Raw genomic sequence first — 19,285 nt, 5'->3', positions numbered from 1 at the left:
AAGGCTGCCCCGTTGCGGGGGCCGCGGCCACCATATCCTGGCTGCCGGCCCCCGCGACAAACTTACCGAGGATGTGCGCCATGGACGATCTCAACGTCATCGACCAGTTCATGCAGGCCTTTGTTGCCTATATCGACAGCGGGTTCGGGCTGCTGGGCGGTGATGTCGCCTTCCTCACCACCATCCTGATCGGCATCGACATCACCCTCGCCGGGCTGTTCTGGGCGCTGGGCGGCGAGGATGATGTCATCGCCAAGTTTCTGAAGAAGATCCTTTACGTCGGTGTATTTGCGCTGATCCTCAACAGCTTCCAGACGCTCTCCGATATCATTTTCCGCTCCTTTGCGGGCCTCGGGCTGACCGCGGGCGGCAGCGCGATTGGGCCGCAGGATCTGTTGATGCCGGGCCGTCTCGCCGGCACCGGCTTCGAGGCCGCCTGGCCCTTGCTCGAGCAGGCGAAAGAACTGGTCGGGCCGATCGCCTTCTTCGACAATTTCATCGAAATCGCAGTGCTGGTGATCGCCTGGCTGATCGTGATCGCCGCTTTTTTCATCCTCGCGATCCAGCTGTTCATCACCATCCTCGAGTTCAAGCTGACCAGCCTCGCGGGCTTCGTGCTCGTGCCCTTTGCGCTGTGGAACCGCACCGCCTTTCTTGCCGAGCGCGTGCTCGGCAATGTGGTCTCGTCGGGGATCAAGTTGATGGTGCTCGCGGTGATCGTCGGCATCGGCTCCAACTATTTCGCGGACTTCACCAGCGCGCTCACTGGAGAGGCGGTGACGATCGAGCAGGCGGTGTCGCTGATGCTGGCGAGCCTGGCCCTGTTCGGGCTGGCCATTTTCGGTCCCGGCATTGCCTCGGGGCTCGTCGCCGGTGCGCCGCAGCTTGGCGCCGGTTCGGTCGTGGCGACGACGGCGCTTGCCGCAGGCGGCCTCGCGATGGGCGGCGCTGGCGCGGTCGCTGCCGCACGCGGCCTGGGCGGGGCGGGGATGGGCGCAATCCGCGCGGGTACCGCCATGGGGAGCGCCGCATCGACGTCCTACCAGCTCGGCCAGGAAACCGCGGGCTCGGCGAGCGTCGGCGCCGGGCTCAGCGGCATCGCCACCGCTGCCAAGGGCGCATCGGGTCGCCGCTTGCGTTCGGCTGCCGGGCTCGGCGCTGCCGCCGAGCGCGGGCGCACCGCGGCATGGAATGCGGGAACGACGCGCGGCCCAGGCACTGCGGCGCCGCCGCTGGCGGCCGCTGACACCGCTTTGGCAGCCGCGGCGCCGCCAGTGTGGGCACAGCGCCTCCAGGACCAGCAAACCGCCCGCCATCGCCGCCAGAGCGCGATGCACATCATCAAGGACGGCGACCGCGGCGGAGCAGGTGCCGCCCCCGATATCAAGGAAAGGGACTGATCATGCGATTTAGACGTGCCGTGCAGCGCTATGGGCGGACGCCCGAACCCGAGACCCCCTATCAACGCGCCGGTCAGCAGTGGGATCTGCGCATCGGCGAAGCGCGCGTGCAGGCGAAGAACTGGCGGCTGATGGCGTTCGGCGGGCTAGCCCTGACGATCGGTCTGGCGTCGGCGCTCGTCTGGCAGTCGATGCAGAGCCGCGTCGTCCCCTATGTCGTCGAGGTCGACAAGCTCGGCGCAGCGCAGGCTGTCACGCCCGCGGTCGCCGAATATCGGCCGACCGACGCCCAGATTGCCTGGCACCTCGCGCGCTTCATCACCAATGTTCGCGCCCGCTCGCTCGACGCGGTGCTGATGCGCGAGAACTGGCTCGCCGCTTATGATTTCGCGACCGCGCGCGGCGCCCTGTTCCTCGGCGAATATGCGCGCAGCGCCAATCCGTTCGCCGAAGTCGGGCGGCGCACGGTGGCAGTGCAGGTCACGAGCGTCGTGCGCGCTTCGGACAGTTCGTTCCGGATCAACTGGACCGAACAAGCTTATGAGCGCGGCAGCCTCACCGGCACGTCGCGCTGGACGGCGGTGGCGACGATCAAGCTGCAGCCGCCGCGCTCGGCCGATATCCTGCGCAAGAACCCGCTGGGGCTTTATGTCGACGCCCTCGACTGGAGCCGCGAACTTGACACGCCGGCACTGCCGGCGATCGCGCAGTCGTCGCCGCGCGCTGCGCCTCCCGCCGCGCCGGACCAGTCAGCCTGGTCGGCCCCCGCCAACCTGCCGCTGGGGTCGCCGCTCGATCCGGGTCTCGGCGACGGCGGACCTGCGAACCAAGCTTTACAAGGAGATGCACGATGATCCGGACATGGATTCTGACCTGGAGTCTTGCGGCGCTCGCGCCGTCGGCACTGGCCCAGCCGCCCGGCGGCATTGCAGCGGCGAACAAGGCCGCACTGCGCGAACCGGCGGCCGCGGCCTTCGTCAACGCGGTTCAGGTCTATCCTTTTGCCGACGGGGTGCTCTACCGGCTCTATACGGCACCCGAGCGGATCAGCGATATCGCGCTGCAACCCGGCGAGGCGCTGATCTCGGTCGCCGCCGGCGATACGGTTCGCTGGACGGTTGGCGACACGACCAGCGGCAGTGGGGAAGGCAAGCGCACCCATATCCTGGTCAAGCCGTTCAGTGCCGGTCTGGCGACCAACCTCGTCATCACTACCGACCGCCGCGTCTATCGGATCCAGCTCGCCAGCCGCGCGAGCGCGGCGATGAGCGCGATCAGCTGGACCTATCCCGCCGACGAGATGCAGGCGCTAGCGCGCGAGCGCGCCGCCGCCGCGGCAGCGGCACCGGTCTCGGCCGCGGTGGCGGTCGACCGGTTGAACTTTCACTACCGGATTTCGGGGGACAAGCCGACCTGGCGGCCGCTGCGCGCCTTCGACGACGGCCGCCAGACCTGGATCGAATTCTCGCCGACGCTCGCGGTCGGCGAGGCGCCGCCGCTGTTCATCCTCGGCGATAATGGCGAGGCCGAACTCGTGAACTACCGGGTGTCGGGCCGCTATTATATCGTCGATCGGCTGTTTGGCGCCGCCGAGCTTCGGCTCGGCGCGAAGAAGCAGAAGATCGTCCGGATCACGCGGCTTGGCGCTGCCGTCGCTCAGCCGGGGCAGGGCGAATGACCGAAGCCGCTGACCAGACCGAAACGCCCGCCCGCAAGGTCGATCCCGAAACCCTCGTGCTGCGCGGCAGTCCCGGGCGCGCCACCCGGTTCCGCCGCAGCGTCGTCATCGCCGTCAGCGGCGTCGGCGCGTTGGCCCTTGCCGGTACCGCCTGGCTGGCGCTCGGACGCGGCAGCACGGGGCCGATCGCGCTCCCCGGGGAGCGCGCGCCGCTTGCGGCCAGGGGACAGGCCGATGTTTTTGCCGATGCGCCAACCGGCTATGACGATGTCCCCCGGCTCGGTCCGCCGCTGCCCGGCGATCTAGGCCGGCCGATCCTCAATCAGCAGCGCGACATGGCATTGGCGCCGCCGGCCAGCGCGAGCGGCGACGAACAGGCGAGCGCGGTCGAGGCCGCTGCGGCCGAGCGCCAGCGCATCGCTGCCGAACAGCGCGCGGCCCGCGAGTCCGCGGTGATGCTCCAGCTGACGAACCCCGCGGCGCGCGCTGCGCCCGCGGTGAATGGTGCCGCGGCTGCGGCCCATGTGGACGCGCCCGTCGACGGCCCCGTCGCGAACCGCGACCCAAGTGCGCAGCCCCGGCAGAATGCCTTGGCCATGCAAGCGAACACGGGCGACGATGTCAGCCCGCATCGCCTTGCGCCGCCGACGTCGCCATGGACAGTGCAAGCCGGGAGCGTGATCGCGGCGAGCCTGATAACCGGGCTGAACTCGGATCTTCCGGGGCTGGTGACGGCGCAGGTCACCGCCCATGTGCACGACAGCGTCACCGGGCGCCACCTGCTGATCCCGCAGGGCTCGCGCCTGATCGGGAGCTACGACAATGTCGTCGCCTTCGGCCAAAGCCGGGCGCTCGTGGTCTGGCAGCGGATCATCCTGCCCGACGGTTCGTCGATCCGGATCGACAATGCGCCCGCGAGCGACACTCAGGGCTATGCGGGGCTCTCCGATCGGATCGATCGCCACACCTGGCAATTGCTGAAGGGGGTCGCGCTCTCGACGCTGCTTGGGGTCGGTAGCGAACTGGGGTGGGGCAGCAGCGAAAGCGATCTGGTGCGCGCGGTGCGGGAATCGGCGCAGCAAAACGGCGCCCGGACGGGCGATCAGCTGGTTGGCCGCAGTCTCGATGTGCAGCCGACGCTCCGCGTGCGTCCGGGCTGGCCGCTGCGGATCATCGTCCACAAGGATATCGTCCTGCGGCCCTGGCGGTCTGTGGAGAACTGACATGGCCGCGCTCAAACTGTCCAAGCTGCCCGATCGCACGCCGATCAAGATCGGCATCGCGGTCCTGCCCGAGCTTCACGACCGGCTCGAGGCCTATGCGGCCGCCTATGCCGACGCTTATGGGACGGCCGAACCCATCGCCGAACTCATTCCCGCGATGCTGACTGTCTTTCTCGACAGCGACCGCGCCTTTGCGCGCACCCGCCGCGGCGATCCGGCGTCCTAGGCACCGTGGCGGACTCCCGGCTGCTGACGCTAAAGCAGGCCGCCGCCCGGCTGGGCATCCATCCGAACACGCTGCGAACCCACGTCAGGCGGGGGATCGTGCCCGGCGCCAAGATCGGACGCGACTGGCGCTTCGTCGACGAGGATCTTGTCGCGTGGCTGCGCCTTCGGTATTCTGAGTGCGCGCGGATGCATCTGGGTGCCGACAATAAGGAGGCACTATGGCACTCTGGAAACGTGCAAGAATATACTATGTCAAGATCACAGCGCCTGACGGAAGTCTCATTAGACGCTCTACTGGAACGTCCGACAGGAAAAAGGCCCAGGAATATCACGACAGACTGAAGGCCGAGCTGTGGGATCTTGCCCGCTTGAAGCAAAAGCCCCGGCGTAGCTGGGACGAAGCGGCGCTTCGCTGGCTTCAGGAAATGGCGCACAAGAAGTCCTACCGGGACGATGTAAGCCGGATCCGATGGTTTACGAAGTATCTGCGCGGCAAGATGCTGGATCAGGTGAGCCGGGACATGATCGACGGGATCGTCTCGCGCCAGCTTGCCCGCCGTAGCGATCGCACCAAGGATCTTTATGTGGCGCTCATTCGCGCCATTTTCCGAAAAGCGATGCGCGAGTGGGAGTGGCTCGAGCATATCCCTGCGTTCAAGACCTATGTGAGGAAAGCGAAGCCGCGCGTGCGCTGGTTGACCCACGCACAGGCCGAGCGTCTCTTGCAGGAACTACCGGCACACCAGCAGGACATGATGCTGTTCGCGCTCGCCACGGGCCTGCGGCAGGGAAATATCAAGCGGCTGACCTGGGAGCAGGTCGACCTTTCCCGCCGTATCGTCACGATCGGGCACGGCGAGACCAAGAATGACGAGGCACTGGGCGTTCCGCTCAATGACCTTGCTGTCTCGGTTCTCCGGCGGCGCATGGGGATCCAGCACGAACATGTGTTCACCTTCAAGGGCAGACCCCTCGGCCAGGTGAACACGAAGACATGGCGGGACGCGCTCAAGCGGGCAGGGATCACCGACTTTCGTTGGCACGATCTTCGCCACACCTGGGCGAGCTGGCTTAGGCAGAATGATGTGCCCACCTGGGTGCTTCAGGAGCTGGGCGGATGGAAGTCCGAGACGATGGTGCGCCGCTACGCGCATATGTCGACGAAGCATCTGGCGCCCTATGCCGACCAGCTGACTTTTTCGGTCACACTCGGGAATGGCGGACAACCGCCATTCGCGGTTTTAGCCGAAGGTCACAAAAATGGTCACAGTGAGAGCCGCCCGCGGCTCAAACTCGTGGCCGGTACCGACATAAGTCATTGAGTATGAAGGAAAAGAAATGGTGGACGCACTAGGGCTCGAACCTAGGACCCGCTGATTAAGAGTCAGCTGCTCTACCAACTGAGCTATGCGTCCACTGCCGGTTTGCGGCGCGCTTCGTTGCGGCGAGTTGTCCTCTTTGCTGCGAAGCGAGCGGCCCGCTATCATGCCAATCTCGGGAACGCAATGCTTGCACCGAAGATTTTTCTCAATGCAGGCGGCGCGTTCCGGTTTTGCTGTCGTTTTCGATCGCCAGGATGATGCCGACGCAGGTCATGATCGTCAGCATCGACGACCCGCCGTATGAGAAGAGGGGCAGGGGAATGCCGACGACGGGCGCCAGCCCCATCACCATCATCAGGTTGATCGCGATGTAGAAAAAGATTGTCATCGTCAGCCCCGCGGCGGTGAGCTGGCCAAAGCGGGTGCGCGCCTTCAGCGCGACGCGCGTCCCCCAACGCAGCAGCAGGAAGAAGGCAAAGAGCAGCGCCAGCCCGCCGATCAGTCCCCATTCCTCGGCCATGGTCGCGAAGATGAAGTCGGTGTGGCCTTCGGGCAGATAGTCGAGGTGGCTTTGCGACCCGTTGAGGAAGCCTTTGCCGCCGATGCCGCCCGATCCGATCGCGATTTTCGACTGGCTGATGTGATAACCGGCACCAAGCGGATCGCTTTCCGGGTCGAGAAAGATGAGCACACGCTTTTGCTGATAATCGTGTAGGAACGAGAAGAGCACGGGCAGCGCGGCGGCCCCGGCGATAGCGGTGCTGCCGAACCACCAGAAGGGCAGGCCAGCGACGAACATCACCACCACACCGCCAATACAGATCGACAGCGCGGTGCCAAGGTCGGGTTGCAGCATGACGAGCGCGGCGGGAATCCCGATCATCACCAGCGCTGGCCATAGCGCCGTCCAGCTATGCGTGTTGCCCGGCGGCAATTGCGCATAGAAGCGCGCGAGCGCGACGACGATCGTGACCTTCATCAGCTCGGACGGCTGGAGGTTCATAAAGCCGAGATTGAGCCAGCGCTGGCTGCCCCCACCGACAAAGCCGAGTAGCTCGACCGCGATCAGCAGCACCAATACGCCGATGTAGGCGATGTACGAGAAATCCTCGAAAATCCGGAGCGGAAAGCGCCCGATGACCATCGCCACGGTCAGAAACACAAGGAAGCGAATAGTCTGTTGCATCGCCCACGGCGTGAAACTGCCGCCCGCCGCCGAATAGAGCACGAGGATGCCAAAGCCGGTGATGGCGGTCAGCAGCGCGATCAGTTTCCACGGAATGCGCTGGATAGCGGGCGGCACGACGATCATTGCGGCAGCTCCGGATTGGGGTCGCTCGACGCCCCTGCTTTCCAGGCGGCATAGTCACGGTCCATGCGTTCCTTGATCGTGCCGCCCCAGCCCGCCTCGAACATCTCAAGCGCTTCCATCGCTTTTTCGCGGTCGTAGAGAAAGGTGAAGATGTCCTTGGCGATCGGCGCGGCGGCGCGCGATCCGCCCATGCCATGCTCGATCACCACCGATGCAGCATAGCGCGGATTTTCGACCGGCGCGAAGCAGACGAACAGGCCATGGTCGCGATATTTCCACGCTCCGCTTTGCCCGCGCGAGCCCGAGGCGAGGCCGCGCACCTGTGCTGTCCCGGTCTTGCCGCCCATGGTGATTCCGTCGAGCGGCAGGCGGCTGCGTACCGCTGTCCCCGCGCCATTGACGACGCGGTCCATCCCGGCGCGTGCGACGGCCAGCGCCTCGGCCGAAAAGGGCAGCGGCTCGTTGCGAAATTCGCGGTTGATCAGGCGCGGGTACAGCCGCCGTCCTGATGCAATCCGCGCCGTCATCACCGCCAGTTGCAGCGGATTGACGCTGACATAGCCTTGTCCGATCACCGCGTTCAGCGAATCCGACGCTGACCATTTCTGGTCGTATCGGCGCATCTTCCACGCGCTGTCGGGAATTGTCCCGTACCGCTGGTTGCTGCCCGCCAGCTGAAATTCCTCGCCTAGACCCAATAGTTTGGCCGTCGGAGCTATCGCATCATAGCCGAGCCGATGGGCGAGCCAGTAGAAATAGCTGTTGCAGCTTTTTTCGATCGCGGTCGGCATGTCGACGCTGCCGTGCGTGCCGAGACAGCGAAAGAAGCGGTTGCCGAGCCGGTAACCGCCGATGCAGGTGTGGCGCTCACTTGGATCGACGCCATGCTCGACCGCGGCGATCGCGACCATCGGCTTTAGCGTCGAACCGGGAGGGTAAAGCCCACGCGTCGCCTTGTTGATCAGCGGTTGGTGATCGTCGGCGCGCAGCCAGCTATATTCATTATTGCTGATCCCGTCCGAAAAGCTGTTGGGATCGAAACTTGGCATCGAGACGAACGACAAGATGTCGCCGTTCAGGCAGTCGATCACGATGATCGCTCCCGATTCGCGGCCCATGCGACGCGCGGCAAATTCTTGCAGGTCGGCATCGATCGTCAGATGAACGGTCTTGCCCTGGACGTCAGGCTGCGTGTCGAGATCGCGCACGATTTTGCCGCGCGCCGTGACCTCGACGCGCCGCGCGCCGGGTTTGCCCTTCAACATCGGCTGGAAATACTTCTCCAGCCCATCCTTGCCGATCTTGTACCCCGGCGTGATGTACAGCGGATCCTTGGCCTTTTGATATTCTTCGGCGTTGGGCGCCCCGACATAGCCGATCAGGTGGCCGACCGCAGCGCCGGTTGGATAATTGCGGGCAAAGCCGCGTTGCGGGGCGATGCCGGGCATTTCGGGCAGGCGAACGAGGATCGAGGCATATTCGGCCTCGCTCATGTCCTCGGCGACCGCGACGGGCTGGAAGCCCGAGGCGGCCTTCAGGTCCCGGTTGATCCGCTCCATCGCGTCGCCGTCTAGCTGCAACAGGGTGCGCAATTGTCCGAGCACGACGTCGCGATTGTGCAATCGGTCGGGGATGATGTCGATCCGGAGCGACACACGGTTGTTCGCCAAAGCCTTGCCATTGCGATCGACGATCCAGCCGCGGCGGGGCGGTATAAGCGTCAGATTGACGCGGTTGCTTTCGGATTCCAGAACATAGCGGTCATTATCGACCACCGAAATATAGGCCATGCGCGCCGCGAGGGCGACGCCGACCGCGGCTTGGGCACCGCCGACGACGAGCGCGCGGCGGGTGAAGGTGATGCCCCTCCAGGCTTCGGTAATGGGGGGGCTTTTGCCGCGTGCCATGAGGAACTATCGGCGTTTCAGTCGGAAATTGTCAAACTTGCCGGTCAAGCGCATGAACAATGGGACCAGCAGGATGGACATGACGATCTGCGGCACCACCAGACCAAGAACGCGGTCGGTCGCAGCGTCGGGGTGGGCGATCAGCGCGGCGAGCGATTGAATGATTGCGATCAGCAAGGCAGCGATCACCCAGTCGTGCAGGAAACCGCGCCAATAGATGCGCTGCGACGAATAATGAATTGCGATGCTGGCCAGCGTCCACAGCCCGACCGCGGTGCCGATCGGCTGGCCGCTGAACAAATCGTCCCATAGCCCGAGCGGCAGGCCGATCCACACCGGCCACATTTCGGTGCGCAGCAATTGCCAGCACAAAAAGAACAGCAGGCCGAGCGGCGGCAGCACCGGCGAATTGGCGACCAGCGGCAGCATCAGGGGGAGCGCCGAGGCGACCATCACCGTTGCCACCGGCACGATCCGCATTCGCCACAGCGAGGCCGGTTCGCCGAGGCGCGGCGCGGCGCGATTGTTCATGGGGTGGCGCCTGCCGGTGCCAGCGGCGGCGGCGCGGGGGCGGGCTGCGCCTCGATATTGTCGGGCGTGTACGGCCGCAGCACCGACACCGCATCGACCTTGCCCGGGTCGGCGAGGGGGCGGGCGAGGGCGCCGTCATCCTGTCGCCGCACGACGATCGCGACCGGAATGTTCGGCGGATAGAGGCCGCCAGTGCCGGACGTCACCAATATGTCGCCGGGCTTGAACGGATTGTTGGCTATGTTGAGGGTACGAATGTCGAGATCGCCATTGCCGCGGCCATAGGCGAGCGCGGGCAGGCCGTCGCGCGCGCGGCGGACGGGAACGATATTGTCGACGTCGGTCAGCAACAGCACCTGCGACACCGAAGGTCCGGAGCCAAGGACGCGCCCAATCAGGCCGTCGGCACCGCGCACGGGCTGGCCCGCAGCAACTCCCAAATTGCGCCCGATGCTGAGCAGCGCGATGCGCTTGCTGCTGGTCGAGGTCGACGTGAGCAGATAGCCGTTGGCGAGCGCGGTCTTGTCGGTTTCCTGTAGCTTGAGCAGCGCTTTCAGCTGGCGGTTTTCTTCCTGCAAGGTGCTGGTCGCGACCAGTTCGCGGCGCGTGTCGGCCAGCTCGCTGCGCAGCCGCCGGTTCTGCGACCCGGCGCGGACATAGGCACCGACCGTATCGTCGATCCCCGAAATCGATCCGATGACCGACCGCGACACGCGCGCGACGGGCGCGGTGATTTCCTGGCTTGCCACGCGAAGCTGGGCAAAGCCGACGGGGTCAACGACCGACAGGATCGCCAGCATCAGCCCGGCGACGGCGCCCGTCACCGCAATGACATAGGCCGCGAACAGGCTGTATTGGGCCTTTCGGGATTGCCCCGGACGTCGATGTACCGGGCGGACCATCAGGCCGAGAACCCCTGACTGACACGCTCGAGGCGTCGAAATGGCAAAGATGTCGCGGTCGCGTGGCCGCTGCGGATAGTGGTTCTATCTGCAAGGCCGCGCGGCGGCGAGATCGAAGCCATTTCGACGTCCCTTCGGGATTTGACCGATTTTGTCCATGGCTGCGTCGGCGAGCCTTGGAATGTTATCATATGCCTGCGCCTCGCCTTCTAGCCCTGAACAAAATCGCTTCAAACCTCGAGCGCGTCAGTCAGGGGTTTTCGGCCTTGCAGATACGCTCGCTCAGGCTTGCTGGAGTACGCCGCGGAACGCGGGATCTTCCATCGCGCGGCCGGTGCCGATCGCGACGCAGGTCAGCGGATCGTCGGCAACCGTCACCGGCAGTCCGGTCGCTTCCTTGAGCAATTCGTCCAGCTCGGCGATCAGCGCGCCGCCACCGGTCAGGACGATACCCTGATCGACAATGTCGGCAGCCAGTTCAGGCGCGGTGTTTTCCAGCGCGATACGCACGCCCTCGACGATCGTGCCGATCGGTTCGGACAAAGCTTCGGCGATCTGCGCCTGGTTGATCGAGATTTCCTTGGGGACCCCGTTGACGAGGTCGCGGCCCTTGATGTGGATCGTCAGCCCGACGCCATCCGCAGGAATGCGCGCGATGCCGAAGTCCTTCTTGATCCGCTCGGCGGTTGCTTCGCCGATCAGCAGATTATGGTGTCGGCGCACATAAGAGACGATCGCTTCGTCCATCTTGTCGCCGCCGGCGCGCACCGAGGTGGTGTAGGCGAGGCCGCGGAGCGACAGCACCGCGACTTCGGTGGTGCCGCCACCGATGTCGACGACCATCGACCCGATCGGTTCGGTCACCGGCATGTCGGCGCCGATCGCGGCGGCCATCGGTTCCTCGATCAGCCACACTTCGCTGGCGCCCGCGTTCGATGCGGCGTCGCGGATCGCGCGGCGTTCGACGCTGGTCGAGCCCGAGGGGACGCAGATGACGATTTCGGGGCTGCGGAACGCGTTCGGCTTTCCGCCGTGGACCTTGGTGATGAAATGCTTGATCATCTGTTCGGCGACATCGATGTCGGCGATGACGCCGTCACGCAGCGGGCGGATCGCCTCGATGCTGTCGGGGGTCTTGCCCATCATCAGCTTCGCGTCGTCGCCGACCGCCTTGACCCGCTTGATCCCGTTGATCGTTTCGACCGCAACGACCGACGGTTCGTTCAGGACGATGCCCTTGCCGCGCACATAGACGACCGTATTGGCGGTGCCGAGATCGATCGCCATGTCCTGGGAGTTGAATTTGAACCAGCGAGAAAAGAATGACATCGATACTGCTTCCCTGTCCTCGGCGCCGGTCCTGGGGAAGGACCACGCCGCCGCGTCGTTACACCTGCGCGCCCGGCCGGCGACAGGACCAATCAGGGAGAGATTCCGGCTCGGCCGACGGGGGCGGGCTGGACAATATGATAAGGCTGTGCGGGTGGGTCGCGATTTGCGCTCGACTGCGCTAGGACAGCCCCCATGTCAATACGTCGCCTGCCTGAAACGCTCGTAAATCGGATCGCAGCCGGTGAAGTGGTCGAAAGACCCGCCGCAGCGCTCAAAGAACTGGTCGAAAACGCCGTCGACGCCGGTGCGACGCGCATCTCGGTGCGAATCGCTGACGGTGGAATTTCACGGCTCGAGGTCGAGGACGACGGCTGCGGGATGACCCCCGCCGACATGGCACTGGCGCTCGAACGCCATGCGACGTCGAAGCTGCCCGATGACGCGATCGAGGATGTCACAACGCTCGGTTTTCGGGGCGAAGCGCTACCATCGATTGCCAGCGTCGCGCGGCTGACGCTGGAAAGCCGCGTCGCGGGCGGCGACGGCTGGCGGCGGGTCGTCGACAATGGTGTGGTGGCCGCCGAAGGCCCGGCGGCGCTGGCGAACGGCACCCGCGTCGTCGTCGAACATCTGTTCGCGCGCATCCCCGCCCGCCGCAAATTCCTGCGCAGCGCGCGCAGCGAATATGCCGCGTGCCTCGATGTGGTGAAGCGGCTGGCGATGGCGCGGCCCGACGTCGGTTTCATCGTCGAGCACGACGGGCGCCGCGCGCTCGACGTGCAGGGCGGGCAGGATCAACTCAGCCGCGTCGCGGCGCTGACCCAGCGCGATCTGGCCGCGAACAGCATCGGGATCGATCTCGATCGCGGCGACGTCCATATCGGCGGGGTGATCAGCCTGCCGACCTACAATCGCGGCATCGCCGACCATCAATATCTGTTCGTTAACGGCCGCCCGGTGAAGGACCGGCTGCTCGTCGGCGCGCTGCGCGGTGCCTATGCCGATTTGCTGGCGCGCGATCGTCATCCCGTCGTCGCATTGTTCCTCGACATTCCCGGCGGCGAGGTCGATGTGAACGTCCATCCGGCGAAGACCGAGGTGCGCTTTCGCGACCCGCAGCTGATCCGCGGCATGATCGTGGGGGGCTTGCGGCGTGCGCTCGACGAGCATGGCTTTCGCAGCGTCCAGCGCCCGGCAGAGGCGGCGCTGGCGGCGTGGCAGCAGGAACCCGTGGCGCCGCCCGCGCAAACACTGTTCGCGGCGCATCTGCCCTATCCGCACGCCCCGGCGACGCATTTGTTCGGCGCCGATGGCGATTCCGCCACCCATGCGTTGCTCCGCGACCGCGTCGTCGATTTTGCGCCGCCGCGCGACGCGCTGCCGATGGGCCGCGCCGAAGCGGCGACCGCGCCGGTACCGCAGGGTGATGCCCACCCGCTGGGTATCGCGCGCGGCCAGATTGCGCGCACCTATATCGTTGCGGAGGCCGAGGACGGGCTGGTGATCGTCGATCAGCACGCCGCGCACGAACGCCTCGTGCTCGAACAACTGCGGCGCGGGATGAGCGGGCAGGCGGTGCCGTCGCAAGGCCTGCTCCTCCCCGAAGTCGTCGAACTCGACGAGCCCGCCTGCGACCGCCTCGAAGCCGCCTCGGCGCAGCTCGCGACGCTCGGGGTCGAACTCGAACGCTTCGGCCCCGCCGCGGTGATGGTCCGTGCGACCCCGGCGATGCTCGGCGCGATCGACTGCCGCAAACTGGTCACCGACATTGCCGATGATCTGGCGGGCTATGACGCCGCGCTGGGCCTCAACGAAAAGCTCGAACTCGTCGCCGCGACCATGGCCTGCCACGGCTCGGTCCGCGCGGGTCGCACGCTCAGCGTCGCCGAAATGAACGCGCTGCTCCGCACGATGGAGGTCACCCCCCACAGCGGCCAGTGCAACCATGGCCGCCCGACCTGGGTCAAATTGGCGATGGACGATGTCGAGCGGCTGTTCGGCCGGAAATAGCCGCCCAGGGAACTGCGCTCGCGCCGGGACGTTGCCTGACGACATCCCGACAGGAGCCTACCCCGATGAACCGACTGCGCCGCCTCGAAACCTTTGCCCGTGCCGGCTGGTGTGCGCGGGGCGTCGTCTATTGCCTGCTTGCCTTTTTTGCGCTGACCAGCGCCAACGCGTCCGACGCCAGCCCGCAAGGCGTGTTTCGTGCGGTGAAAGAGATGTCGGGGGGGCCCTATCTTCTCGCGCTGCTGGCGATCGGCCTTGCGCTTTACGGTGCCTATCGCCTCTATGGCGCCGCACTCGACAGCGAGGGCAAGGGCGACGATGCCAAGGGCATTGCGATCCGCATCGGCTATGCGGCGAGCGGCATCGCGCATTTCATCCTCGCATGGGCGGCCGTCCGGCTCGCCTCGGGCCATGCCGCAGCCGCTAACGGCGAGCAGGAACAAGCCGCCGCCGGGATGTTGCTCGACATGCCGCTGGGCGGCACGCTGCTCGGCGCCATTGGACTATGCTTTCTCGCCGCGGCCGCGCATCAGGCGATGAAGGCCTGGACCACCGAGTTTATGCAGGGCGTTGCCGCCGATGCGCCGGCATGGGTCGTCCCCGTCGGCCGCGCCGGTCTCGCTGCGCGCGCGGTGGTGTTCGCCGTCATCGGTGTGTCGCTGATCCGTGCGGGCTGGTTCGACTCGGCAGGCGAGGTCAAAGGGCTTGGCGACGCGCTCTCGGCGCTGACCGAACATGCCGAACTGTATCTGCTCGTCGCCGCCGGCCTGTTCCTGTTCGGCGTCCACAGCTTTGTTGAAGCGAAGTGGAGGCGCATCCGCGACGAGGATGTCGTCGCGCGGCTGAAAGCCGCCGCGCGTTAGGTCATCTTGATCCCGGCGACGCCATTCTCCACCACCGCGGTCGCGCGTTTCGACAGCGTGTTCACCGGCGTCGTCACCTTGTCGACGACCATGAAATGCGTCTGCCACGCTTCGCGCCCGACCTCGCACACCAGATAACCGCGCTGGTCGTTAGAGAATTTCAGTTCGGGGTTGCGCGCCAACCACTCGTCGGTACCGCTGCGCTTGTCGCTGCCGTCGCCGCCGCTCGAGATCGAGGTGGCGACAAATTCGGCACCGACGACCTTGTCCTTCAACACTAGGTCGCCGCAGAAATTCTGGTGCTCGTCGCCGGTCAGCACGATGCAGTTTTCCAGCCCCGCAAAACGCGACAATATGCGCTGGCGCGGTTCCTCATAGCCCGCCCAGCTGTCGATGTTCACGATCTTTTGCGTTTCCTCGGGGCGACGGCGCCGGTCGAGCGACATCATCGTCACTTGCTGCGCCAGCGTGTTCCACGTCGCGCCGCCGCGCGCCAGGTTACGGCCCAGCCATTCTTCCTGCGCCTTGCCCAGCACCTGCCGGTCTTTCGCGAACACGTCGGGGCAGGCGGGTTTGAATCCGTCGCCGCAGGGCTGGTCGGTCCGGTACTGGCGGGTGTCCAGCAACTGCATCGCCATCAGGTCGCCATAGCGGAACTCGCGGTTCATCGCGACCATGCCGCCGCGCGGCAGCAACGCCTTGCGCACCGGCATATGTTCATACCACGCCTGAAGCGCCGCCTGTTTTTTCAGCATGAACACGTCGGCCGGTGCGGCATCGGGATCATTGCCCGGCAGGTCCATTTTCCAGTTGGCAGCATCCGATACCCAATTGTTGATGATCTCGTGATCGTCGAAGCTCGACAGATGCGCGTGGACCGAGCGCACCGCTTGCTGGTCGATGTCCATCAGCGTCTGCGCATAGGCGGCGCGGAAGTCGGTGACGTCGATCAGCGCGCGCTGTTCGTAGCGGCGCACCGGACGGATCGGCAGGCCGTCGTCAAACAGATAATTCTGCTGATACTCGTAGATGAAGTCGCCGTAGTGATACACGAAGGCCAGGTCTTCGCGCGCCATGTGCCGATAGGCGCCATAAAAGCCGGACTCGAAATGCTGGCACCCGGCGACGCCGAATTTCAGCGCATCGACCCTGGCGCCGGGGGCGGGCAGGGTGCGCGCGCGGCCGCGCAGGCTGCGCTCGCCCGCGGCGGTAAAGCGGTAATAATAGGGGCGATCGGGCTGCAGCCCCGCCACTTCGACATGGATACTGTGCGCCAGTTCGGGCCGCGCCAATTCGGTGCCCTTGGCCACCACGTCGCGAAACCCCGTGTCGCTCGCGACCTCCCACTCGACCGGCACATTGGTCAGCGGCATCCCGCCGTGACGCTCCATCGGCTCGGGTGCCAGCCGGGTCCAGATGACGAAACCGTCGCTCGCCGGATCGCCCGCCGCGACGCCCAGCTTGAACGGAAAGTCGCGCAAAATGCCCTGCGCGCGGACGATGGCGGGCGCGGCGAGCCCGGCAAGGGTCGCCCCGGCAAGGAAGTGGCGGCGGTTGTACATGGCTGGGCTCCGTTGGCGCGAATCGCTAACCTTCGATAGCCCAGCCATAAGTTACATCAATGACCGATGCTCAATCGGGCAAAGACCGTCGCGCCGATCGGGTTCCTGCCATAGGCGGCGTCGAGCGCCAGCGGCTTGTCGAATGCCGCGATGCTGCCGCCCAGCGCAAGGTTCAGCGGCCCGCTGATCGGCAGACGATAGGCATAGCCCGCCTGAAATTTCGACACCCGGAACGGCACGTCGTGCAGCGGGTCGTCATGATCGGGGAACAGCTCGTCATTCTTCACATTTTCGATCCGCCCGAACAGCGTGTGATGATCGTCGATGTCCCAGTTCACCTCGGCCAGCCATGCGGTCAGCGTGGCGCCGGGGTCGCGGTTCTTGGCACTGAACGCGGCGGTCGCCGACAGACCGCCGCCGTTGTTCCAATGAATGCTGGCGGTGGTGCGATGCTCGTTCTCGCCAGGATGGATCGCCTCAGGTTCTTTCAGAAAGCCGTGGCTAACCTGCATCGCCAGCGCCCGCGACGGTGTCCAGGTGCCGCGCAGCGACCAGCTGTCGAAGCGCGGCGTTTCGATGCCCCACCGTTCCTCATTGGGCTCGCGGCCGGTAAAGACCGATCCTTCGACCTGGAACTGCGGGGTCGTGTAACCCAGTGTCGCGACGCCATAGGTGATGTGCGTCGAATCGAACCAGTGATGCGTGACCGGTGCCTCGGGATTATAGCGCGCGCTGCTGCGGTGCATGAAGGCGCTGGGGCCGATCGCGGGTTCGCCGACCGGGCCGCCATAGACGAACAGCCGCGCATTATCGCCGACGTTGACGTCGATCCGCGCCGCCAGCTCCATGAACAGGTCATGCGGATGCTGGCGATCGACGAGCGGTTCACCGCCCGCCGTCTCGCCGGTCGCGAACAGATTGGGATAGCCGAAATTCGACATCAGCGGCTCAAGGCTCATCATCGATTTCAGCTGGATGCGGCCCCATTCGGTCTGCTTTTCGCCCGACAGCATCAGCATCGACTGGATATAGGCCTTGTCGTCGCCGCGCGGCCCCGACTGGTCGGTATAGACGCCCCAGGCAAAGCCGTGGGTCATCACCATCCAGTCGTCGCCCGCGTCGATGTGCAGGCCGGAGTGGCCGCCCTCGTTGCCGGGCAGGCGCGCGGTGCCTGAGCCTTCGGCGGGAGTGGCCGGGCTGCTGTGGTCCATCGCGCCATGGTCCATGGTGCCATGACCCATCGCGCTATGATCGACGGGGTCGGCGACTTTGGGTTCGGCGGCGGGCATCACATGCCCCGCGTGCGGATCATGCCCGCTATGGTCTTGCGCCGCGACGGACAGCGGGAGGAGGGCGAGCGCAGCGGCGCCCGCCAGCAAAGGCGTTTTCAACATAATATCGTCCTGACAGGATCGGAAAATCGGGGTTCGGTTTGGCGGCTGTCAGTGTCGGGGCGGGGGGACGCTGGGCGGCGCGTTGGCGCCCGTTAGTGTCGCCATAGGTCGAATCGGCGGCAAGAGTGCGGGCAGCGGCATTGGTGCAGCAGCCGCGACCGCCGGAGTGCTGGCGACGCAACCGATGCAGACATGCGCGGCGGCTTTGCCGCCGTCGGCATCGGGTTGGTGGTGCGACGGTTCGATCGGCATCGCGCCATGGCAGTCGGTCACCATGGCCTCTGCCTGCACCGGCGCCGTCACCGACGGCAGTGACAGGCCGATCAGGAACAGGGCAAGCAAAAGATGGCGGATCATCGTCACACCAGCATCCATAGCATCCAAAATGCCATGCCGACCATCGCCAGATTTTCGGTCAGCGACACAAAGCCCAGCGGCACCCGGCTGCTGCCCCCGACGCAGGCGCATTTCAGCTCGCGCTTGTCGATATAGACCGCCTTGAACACCGACACCGCGCCGATGCCGCCGATGACCAGCGCGACGGGGATCGACAGCCACGGCAGCGCGTGGGCGGTCATCAACACCCCCGCCAGCCCCTCGGCGAATAGGTAGATCGTCGCATAAGGCACCCAGCGGCGCGCCAGCAGGTCGTAATTGAGGAACATCGTCGCGAACTTATCGATGTCCTGCAGCTTGAGCAGCGCGAGGACGATCATGCTGAACGAAATGAACCATTCGCTCGCCTGCACCGTGAACGCGTCGCCGAACGCCGCAAAGCTCGCCGCCAGTGCCATCAGCGCGGTCATCGCGAACAAGGCGATGACTGGGCGATAGCTTACCGCATCGGGATCGGCGACCGTCAGCCCGAAATGGCGGCGCAGATCGTCATAGCCGCCGATGCGGACGCCATCGATAAAGACCTGCGGCGTCGTCTGGACGCCATGCTCGGCCTTGAACGCATCCACTTCGGCGCGCGTCGTCAGCCAGCGGTCGTCGACCGCAAAGCCGCGCCGTTTCAGGAGATGTTTTGCCTTGAGGCCATAGGGGCAGGTGTGCCCCGGCATGACCATGCGATGGAGGGTTGCTTGGCTTGTCATGCAACCCATATAGGCTCCGTACCATGGTACGGAGTCAAGCGATGCAATTGACCATCGGAAAATTAGCCGTCGCAGGCGACGTCGGCGTCGAAACGATCCGCTATTATCAGCGCCGCGGCCTGATGGCGACGCCCGCACGCAGCGGCGGCGACGGCTGGGGCGGCGGGGTGCGCCGCTATGACGAGAATGATCTGCGCCGCCTGAAATTCATTCGGTCGGCGCAGGCGTCCGGCTTCACCCTCGAAGAAATCGGCGAACTGCTGGCGCTGGAAGACAGCGACGACCGCGCGCGGGTCCGGGCGCTGGCGCGTCAGCGGATCGATGCGCTGGACGCCAAGATCGCGCAAATGACCGAGGCCCGGGCTGCCTTGGCGCGGCTGGCGGACCAGTGCGCGGCGAGCGACAAGGGGCCGTGTCCGATCCTGGCGGCGTTCGAGCCTTAGCGGCGCGTCTGTTCATCGTAACGGCAGCAGCGAACGACCGCGGCTGTATGATCCTCGCTGTGGCGAAGCCATGGGGAGGTG

At 65.5% G+C, this 19,285-nt stretch carries 18 protein-coding genes, 1 tRNA gene and 1 pseudogene; 10 read left to right on the top strand and 10 right to left on the bottom strand.

The genetic code is table 11. The features are described 5' to 3' along the window. Positions 1-80 precede the first annotated feature (80 nt). The 7 genes and pseudogenes from trbL (at position 81) to B4F07_RS02440 (ending at position 5,851) form a co-directional block, all read left to right on the top strand. On the top strand, positions 81-1,400 hold the full coding sequence (gene trbL / locus B4F07_RS02465; protein WP_293699536.1) for a P-type conjugative transfer protein TrbL: 1,320 nt from the start codon (positions 81-83) through the stop codon (positions 1,398-1,400). 2 nt (positions 1,401-1,402) lie between these two features. Beyond that, positions 1,403-2,254, top strand: a complete 852-nt coding sequence (trbF, locus tag B4F07_RS02460) for a conjugal transfer protein TrbF (protein ID WP_293699533.1) — start codon at positions 1,403-1,405, stop codon at positions 2,252-2,254. Then, positions 2,251-3,078 (top strand): P-type conjugative transfer protein TrbG, encoded by an 828-nt coding sequence (trbG, locus tag B4F07_RS02455; protein ID WP_293699530.1) that lies wholly within the window; start codon positions 2,251-2,253, stop codon positions 3,076-3,078. Before trbF ends, trbG begins: the two co-directional genes overlap by 4 nt. After that, the gene (locus B4F07_RS02450; RefSeq protein ID WP_293699527.1) at positions 3,075-4,301 is read left to right on the top strand and encodes a TrbI/VirB10 family protein; all 1,227 of its coding nucleotides are present in this window, start codon (positions 3,075-3,077) and stop codon (positions 4,299-4,301) included. Before trbG ends, B4F07_RS02450 begins: the two co-directional genes overlap by 4 nt. Position 4,302: 1 nt before the next feature. Further along, positions 4,303-4,527, top strand: coding sequence for a DUF2274 domain-containing protein (locus B4F07_RS02445; protein WP_293699524.1), 225 nt, complete (start codon positions 4,303-4,305; stop codon positions 4,525-4,527). A gap of 5 nt (positions 4,528-4,532) precedes the next feature. Continuing rightward, positions 4,533-4,682: pseudogene (locus B4F07_RS17420) on the top strand (helix-turn-helix domain-containing protein); the annotation flags it as partial. A 65-nt stretch (positions 4,683-4,747) separates the two neighbouring features. After that, complete coding sequence (locus B4F07_RS02440) at positions 4,748-5,851, top strand: tyrosine-type recombinase/integrase (protein ID WP_293699521.1); 1,104 nt, start codon at positions 4,748-4,750, stop codon at positions 5,849-5,851. A 17-nt stretch (positions 5,852-5,868) separates the two neighbouring features. On the opposite strand, the gene B4F07_RS02435 is transcribed toward B4F07_RS02440, so the two are convergent. From B4F07_RS02435 to B4F07_RS02410, 6 genes are all read right to left on the bottom strand, one after another. Next, positions 5,869-5,944: transfer RNA gene (locus tag B4F07_RS02435), tRNA-Lys, on the bottom strand. A gap of 112 nt (positions 5,945-6,056) precedes the next feature. After that, the gene (rodA, locus tag B4F07_RS02430) at positions 6,057-7,163 is read right to left on the bottom strand and encodes a rod shape-determining protein RodA (protein ID WP_293699518.1); all 1,107 of its coding nucleotides are present in this window, start codon (positions 7,161-7,163) and stop codon (positions 6,057-6,059) included. Beyond that, positions 7,160-9,070 carry a penicillin-binding protein 2 gene (mrdA, locus tag B4F07_RS02425; protein WP_293699515.1) on the bottom strand — a complete coding sequence of 637 codons (1,911 nt, stop codon included), beginning with the start codon at positions 9,068-9,070 and terminating at the stop codon, positions 7,160-7,162. Before mrdA ends, rodA begins: the two co-directional genes overlap by 4 nt. Positions 9,071-9,076: 6 nt before the next feature. Continuing rightward, the gene (locus B4F07_RS02420; RefSeq protein ID WP_293699512.1) at positions 9,077-9,601 is read right to left on the bottom strand and encodes a rod shape-determining protein MreD; all 525 of its coding nucleotides are present in this window, start codon (positions 9,599-9,601) and stop codon (positions 9,077-9,079) included. After that, positions 9,598-10,503, bottom strand: coding sequence for a rod shape-determining protein MreC (gene mreC / locus B4F07_RS02415; protein ID WP_293699509.1), 906 nt, complete (start codon positions 10,501-10,503; stop codon positions 9,598-9,600). The genes B4F07_RS02420 and mreC overlap by 4 nt, the downstream gene beginning before the upstream one ends. 282 nt (positions 10,504-10,785) lie before the next feature. Continuing rightward, the gene (locus tag B4F07_RS02410) at positions 10,786-11,832 is read right to left on the bottom strand and encodes a rod shape-determining protein (protein WP_088441978.1); all 1,047 of its coding nucleotides are present in this window, start codon (positions 11,830-11,832) and stop codon (positions 10,786-10,788) included. Between the two features lie 195 nt (positions 11,833-12,027). Here B4F07_RS02410 and mutL point away from each other — a divergent pair, with 195 nt between their 5' ends. Both mutL and B4F07_RS02400 read left to right on the top strand, forming a co-directional pair. Further along, on the top strand, positions 12,028-13,845 hold the full coding sequence (gene mutL / locus B4F07_RS02405) for a DNA mismatch repair endonuclease MutL (protein ID WP_293699502.1): 1,818 nt from the start codon (positions 12,028-12,030) through the stop codon (positions 13,843-13,845). Positions 13,846-13,910: 65 nt separating this feature from the next. Beyond that, entirely contained in the window at positions 13,911-14,708 is a 798-nt protein-coding gene (locus B4F07_RS02400; RefSeq protein WP_293699500.1) for a DUF1206 domain-containing protein, read from the top strand. On the opposite strand, the gene B4F07_RS02395 is transcribed toward B4F07_RS02400, so the two are convergent. The 4 genes from B4F07_RS02395 to B4F07_RS02380 are packed head-to-tail and all read right to left on the bottom strand — an operon-like array spanning position 14,705 to position 18,761. After that, on the bottom strand, positions 14,705-16,270 hold the full coding sequence (locus tag B4F07_RS02395) for an alkaline phosphatase D family protein (RefSeq protein WP_293699498.1): 1,566 nt from the start codon (positions 16,268-16,270) through the stop codon (positions 14,705-14,707). The two genes, B4F07_RS02400 and B4F07_RS02395, sit on opposite strands and share 4 nt — an antisense overlap. 56 nt (positions 16,271-16,326) lie before the next feature. Further along, a complete protein-coding gene (locus tag B4F07_RS02390) occupies positions 16,327-17,664 on the bottom strand; it encodes a hypothetical protein (protein ID WP_293699496.1) in 1,338 nt (445 codons plus the stop codon). 48 nt (positions 17,665-17,712) lie between these two features. Beyond that, positions 17,713-18,021, bottom strand: coding sequence for a hypothetical protein (locus tag B4F07_RS02385; RefSeq protein WP_293699494.1), 309 nt, complete (start codon positions 18,019-18,021; stop codon positions 17,713-17,715). 2 nt (positions 18,022-18,023) lie between these two features. After that, a complete protein-coding gene (locus B4F07_RS02380) occupies positions 18,024-18,761 on the bottom strand; it encodes a MauE/DoxX family redox-associated membrane protein (RefSeq protein ID WP_414711690.1) in 738 nt (245 codons plus the stop codon). Positions 18,762-18,802: 41 nt separating this feature from the next. Here B4F07_RS02380 and B4F07_RS02375 point away from each other — a divergent pair, with 41 nt between their 5' ends. Further along, the gene (locus tag B4F07_RS02375; protein ID WP_293699488.1) at positions 18,803-19,204 is read left to right on the top strand and encodes a MerR family DNA-binding protein; all 402 of its coding nucleotides are present in this window, start codon (positions 18,803-18,805) and stop codon (positions 19,202-19,204) included. Positions 19,205-19,285 lie beyond the last annotated feature (81 nt).

This window comes from Sphingopyxis sp. UBA6723 (assembly GCF_002454115.1).
Lineage (GTDB): Bacteria > Pseudomonadota > Alphaproteobacteria > Sphingomonadales > Sphingomonadaceae > Sphingopyxis.
The sequence above is the reverse complement of the archived record's forward strand: the minus strand, read 5'-3'. Positions and strand labels throughout refer to the sequence as shown.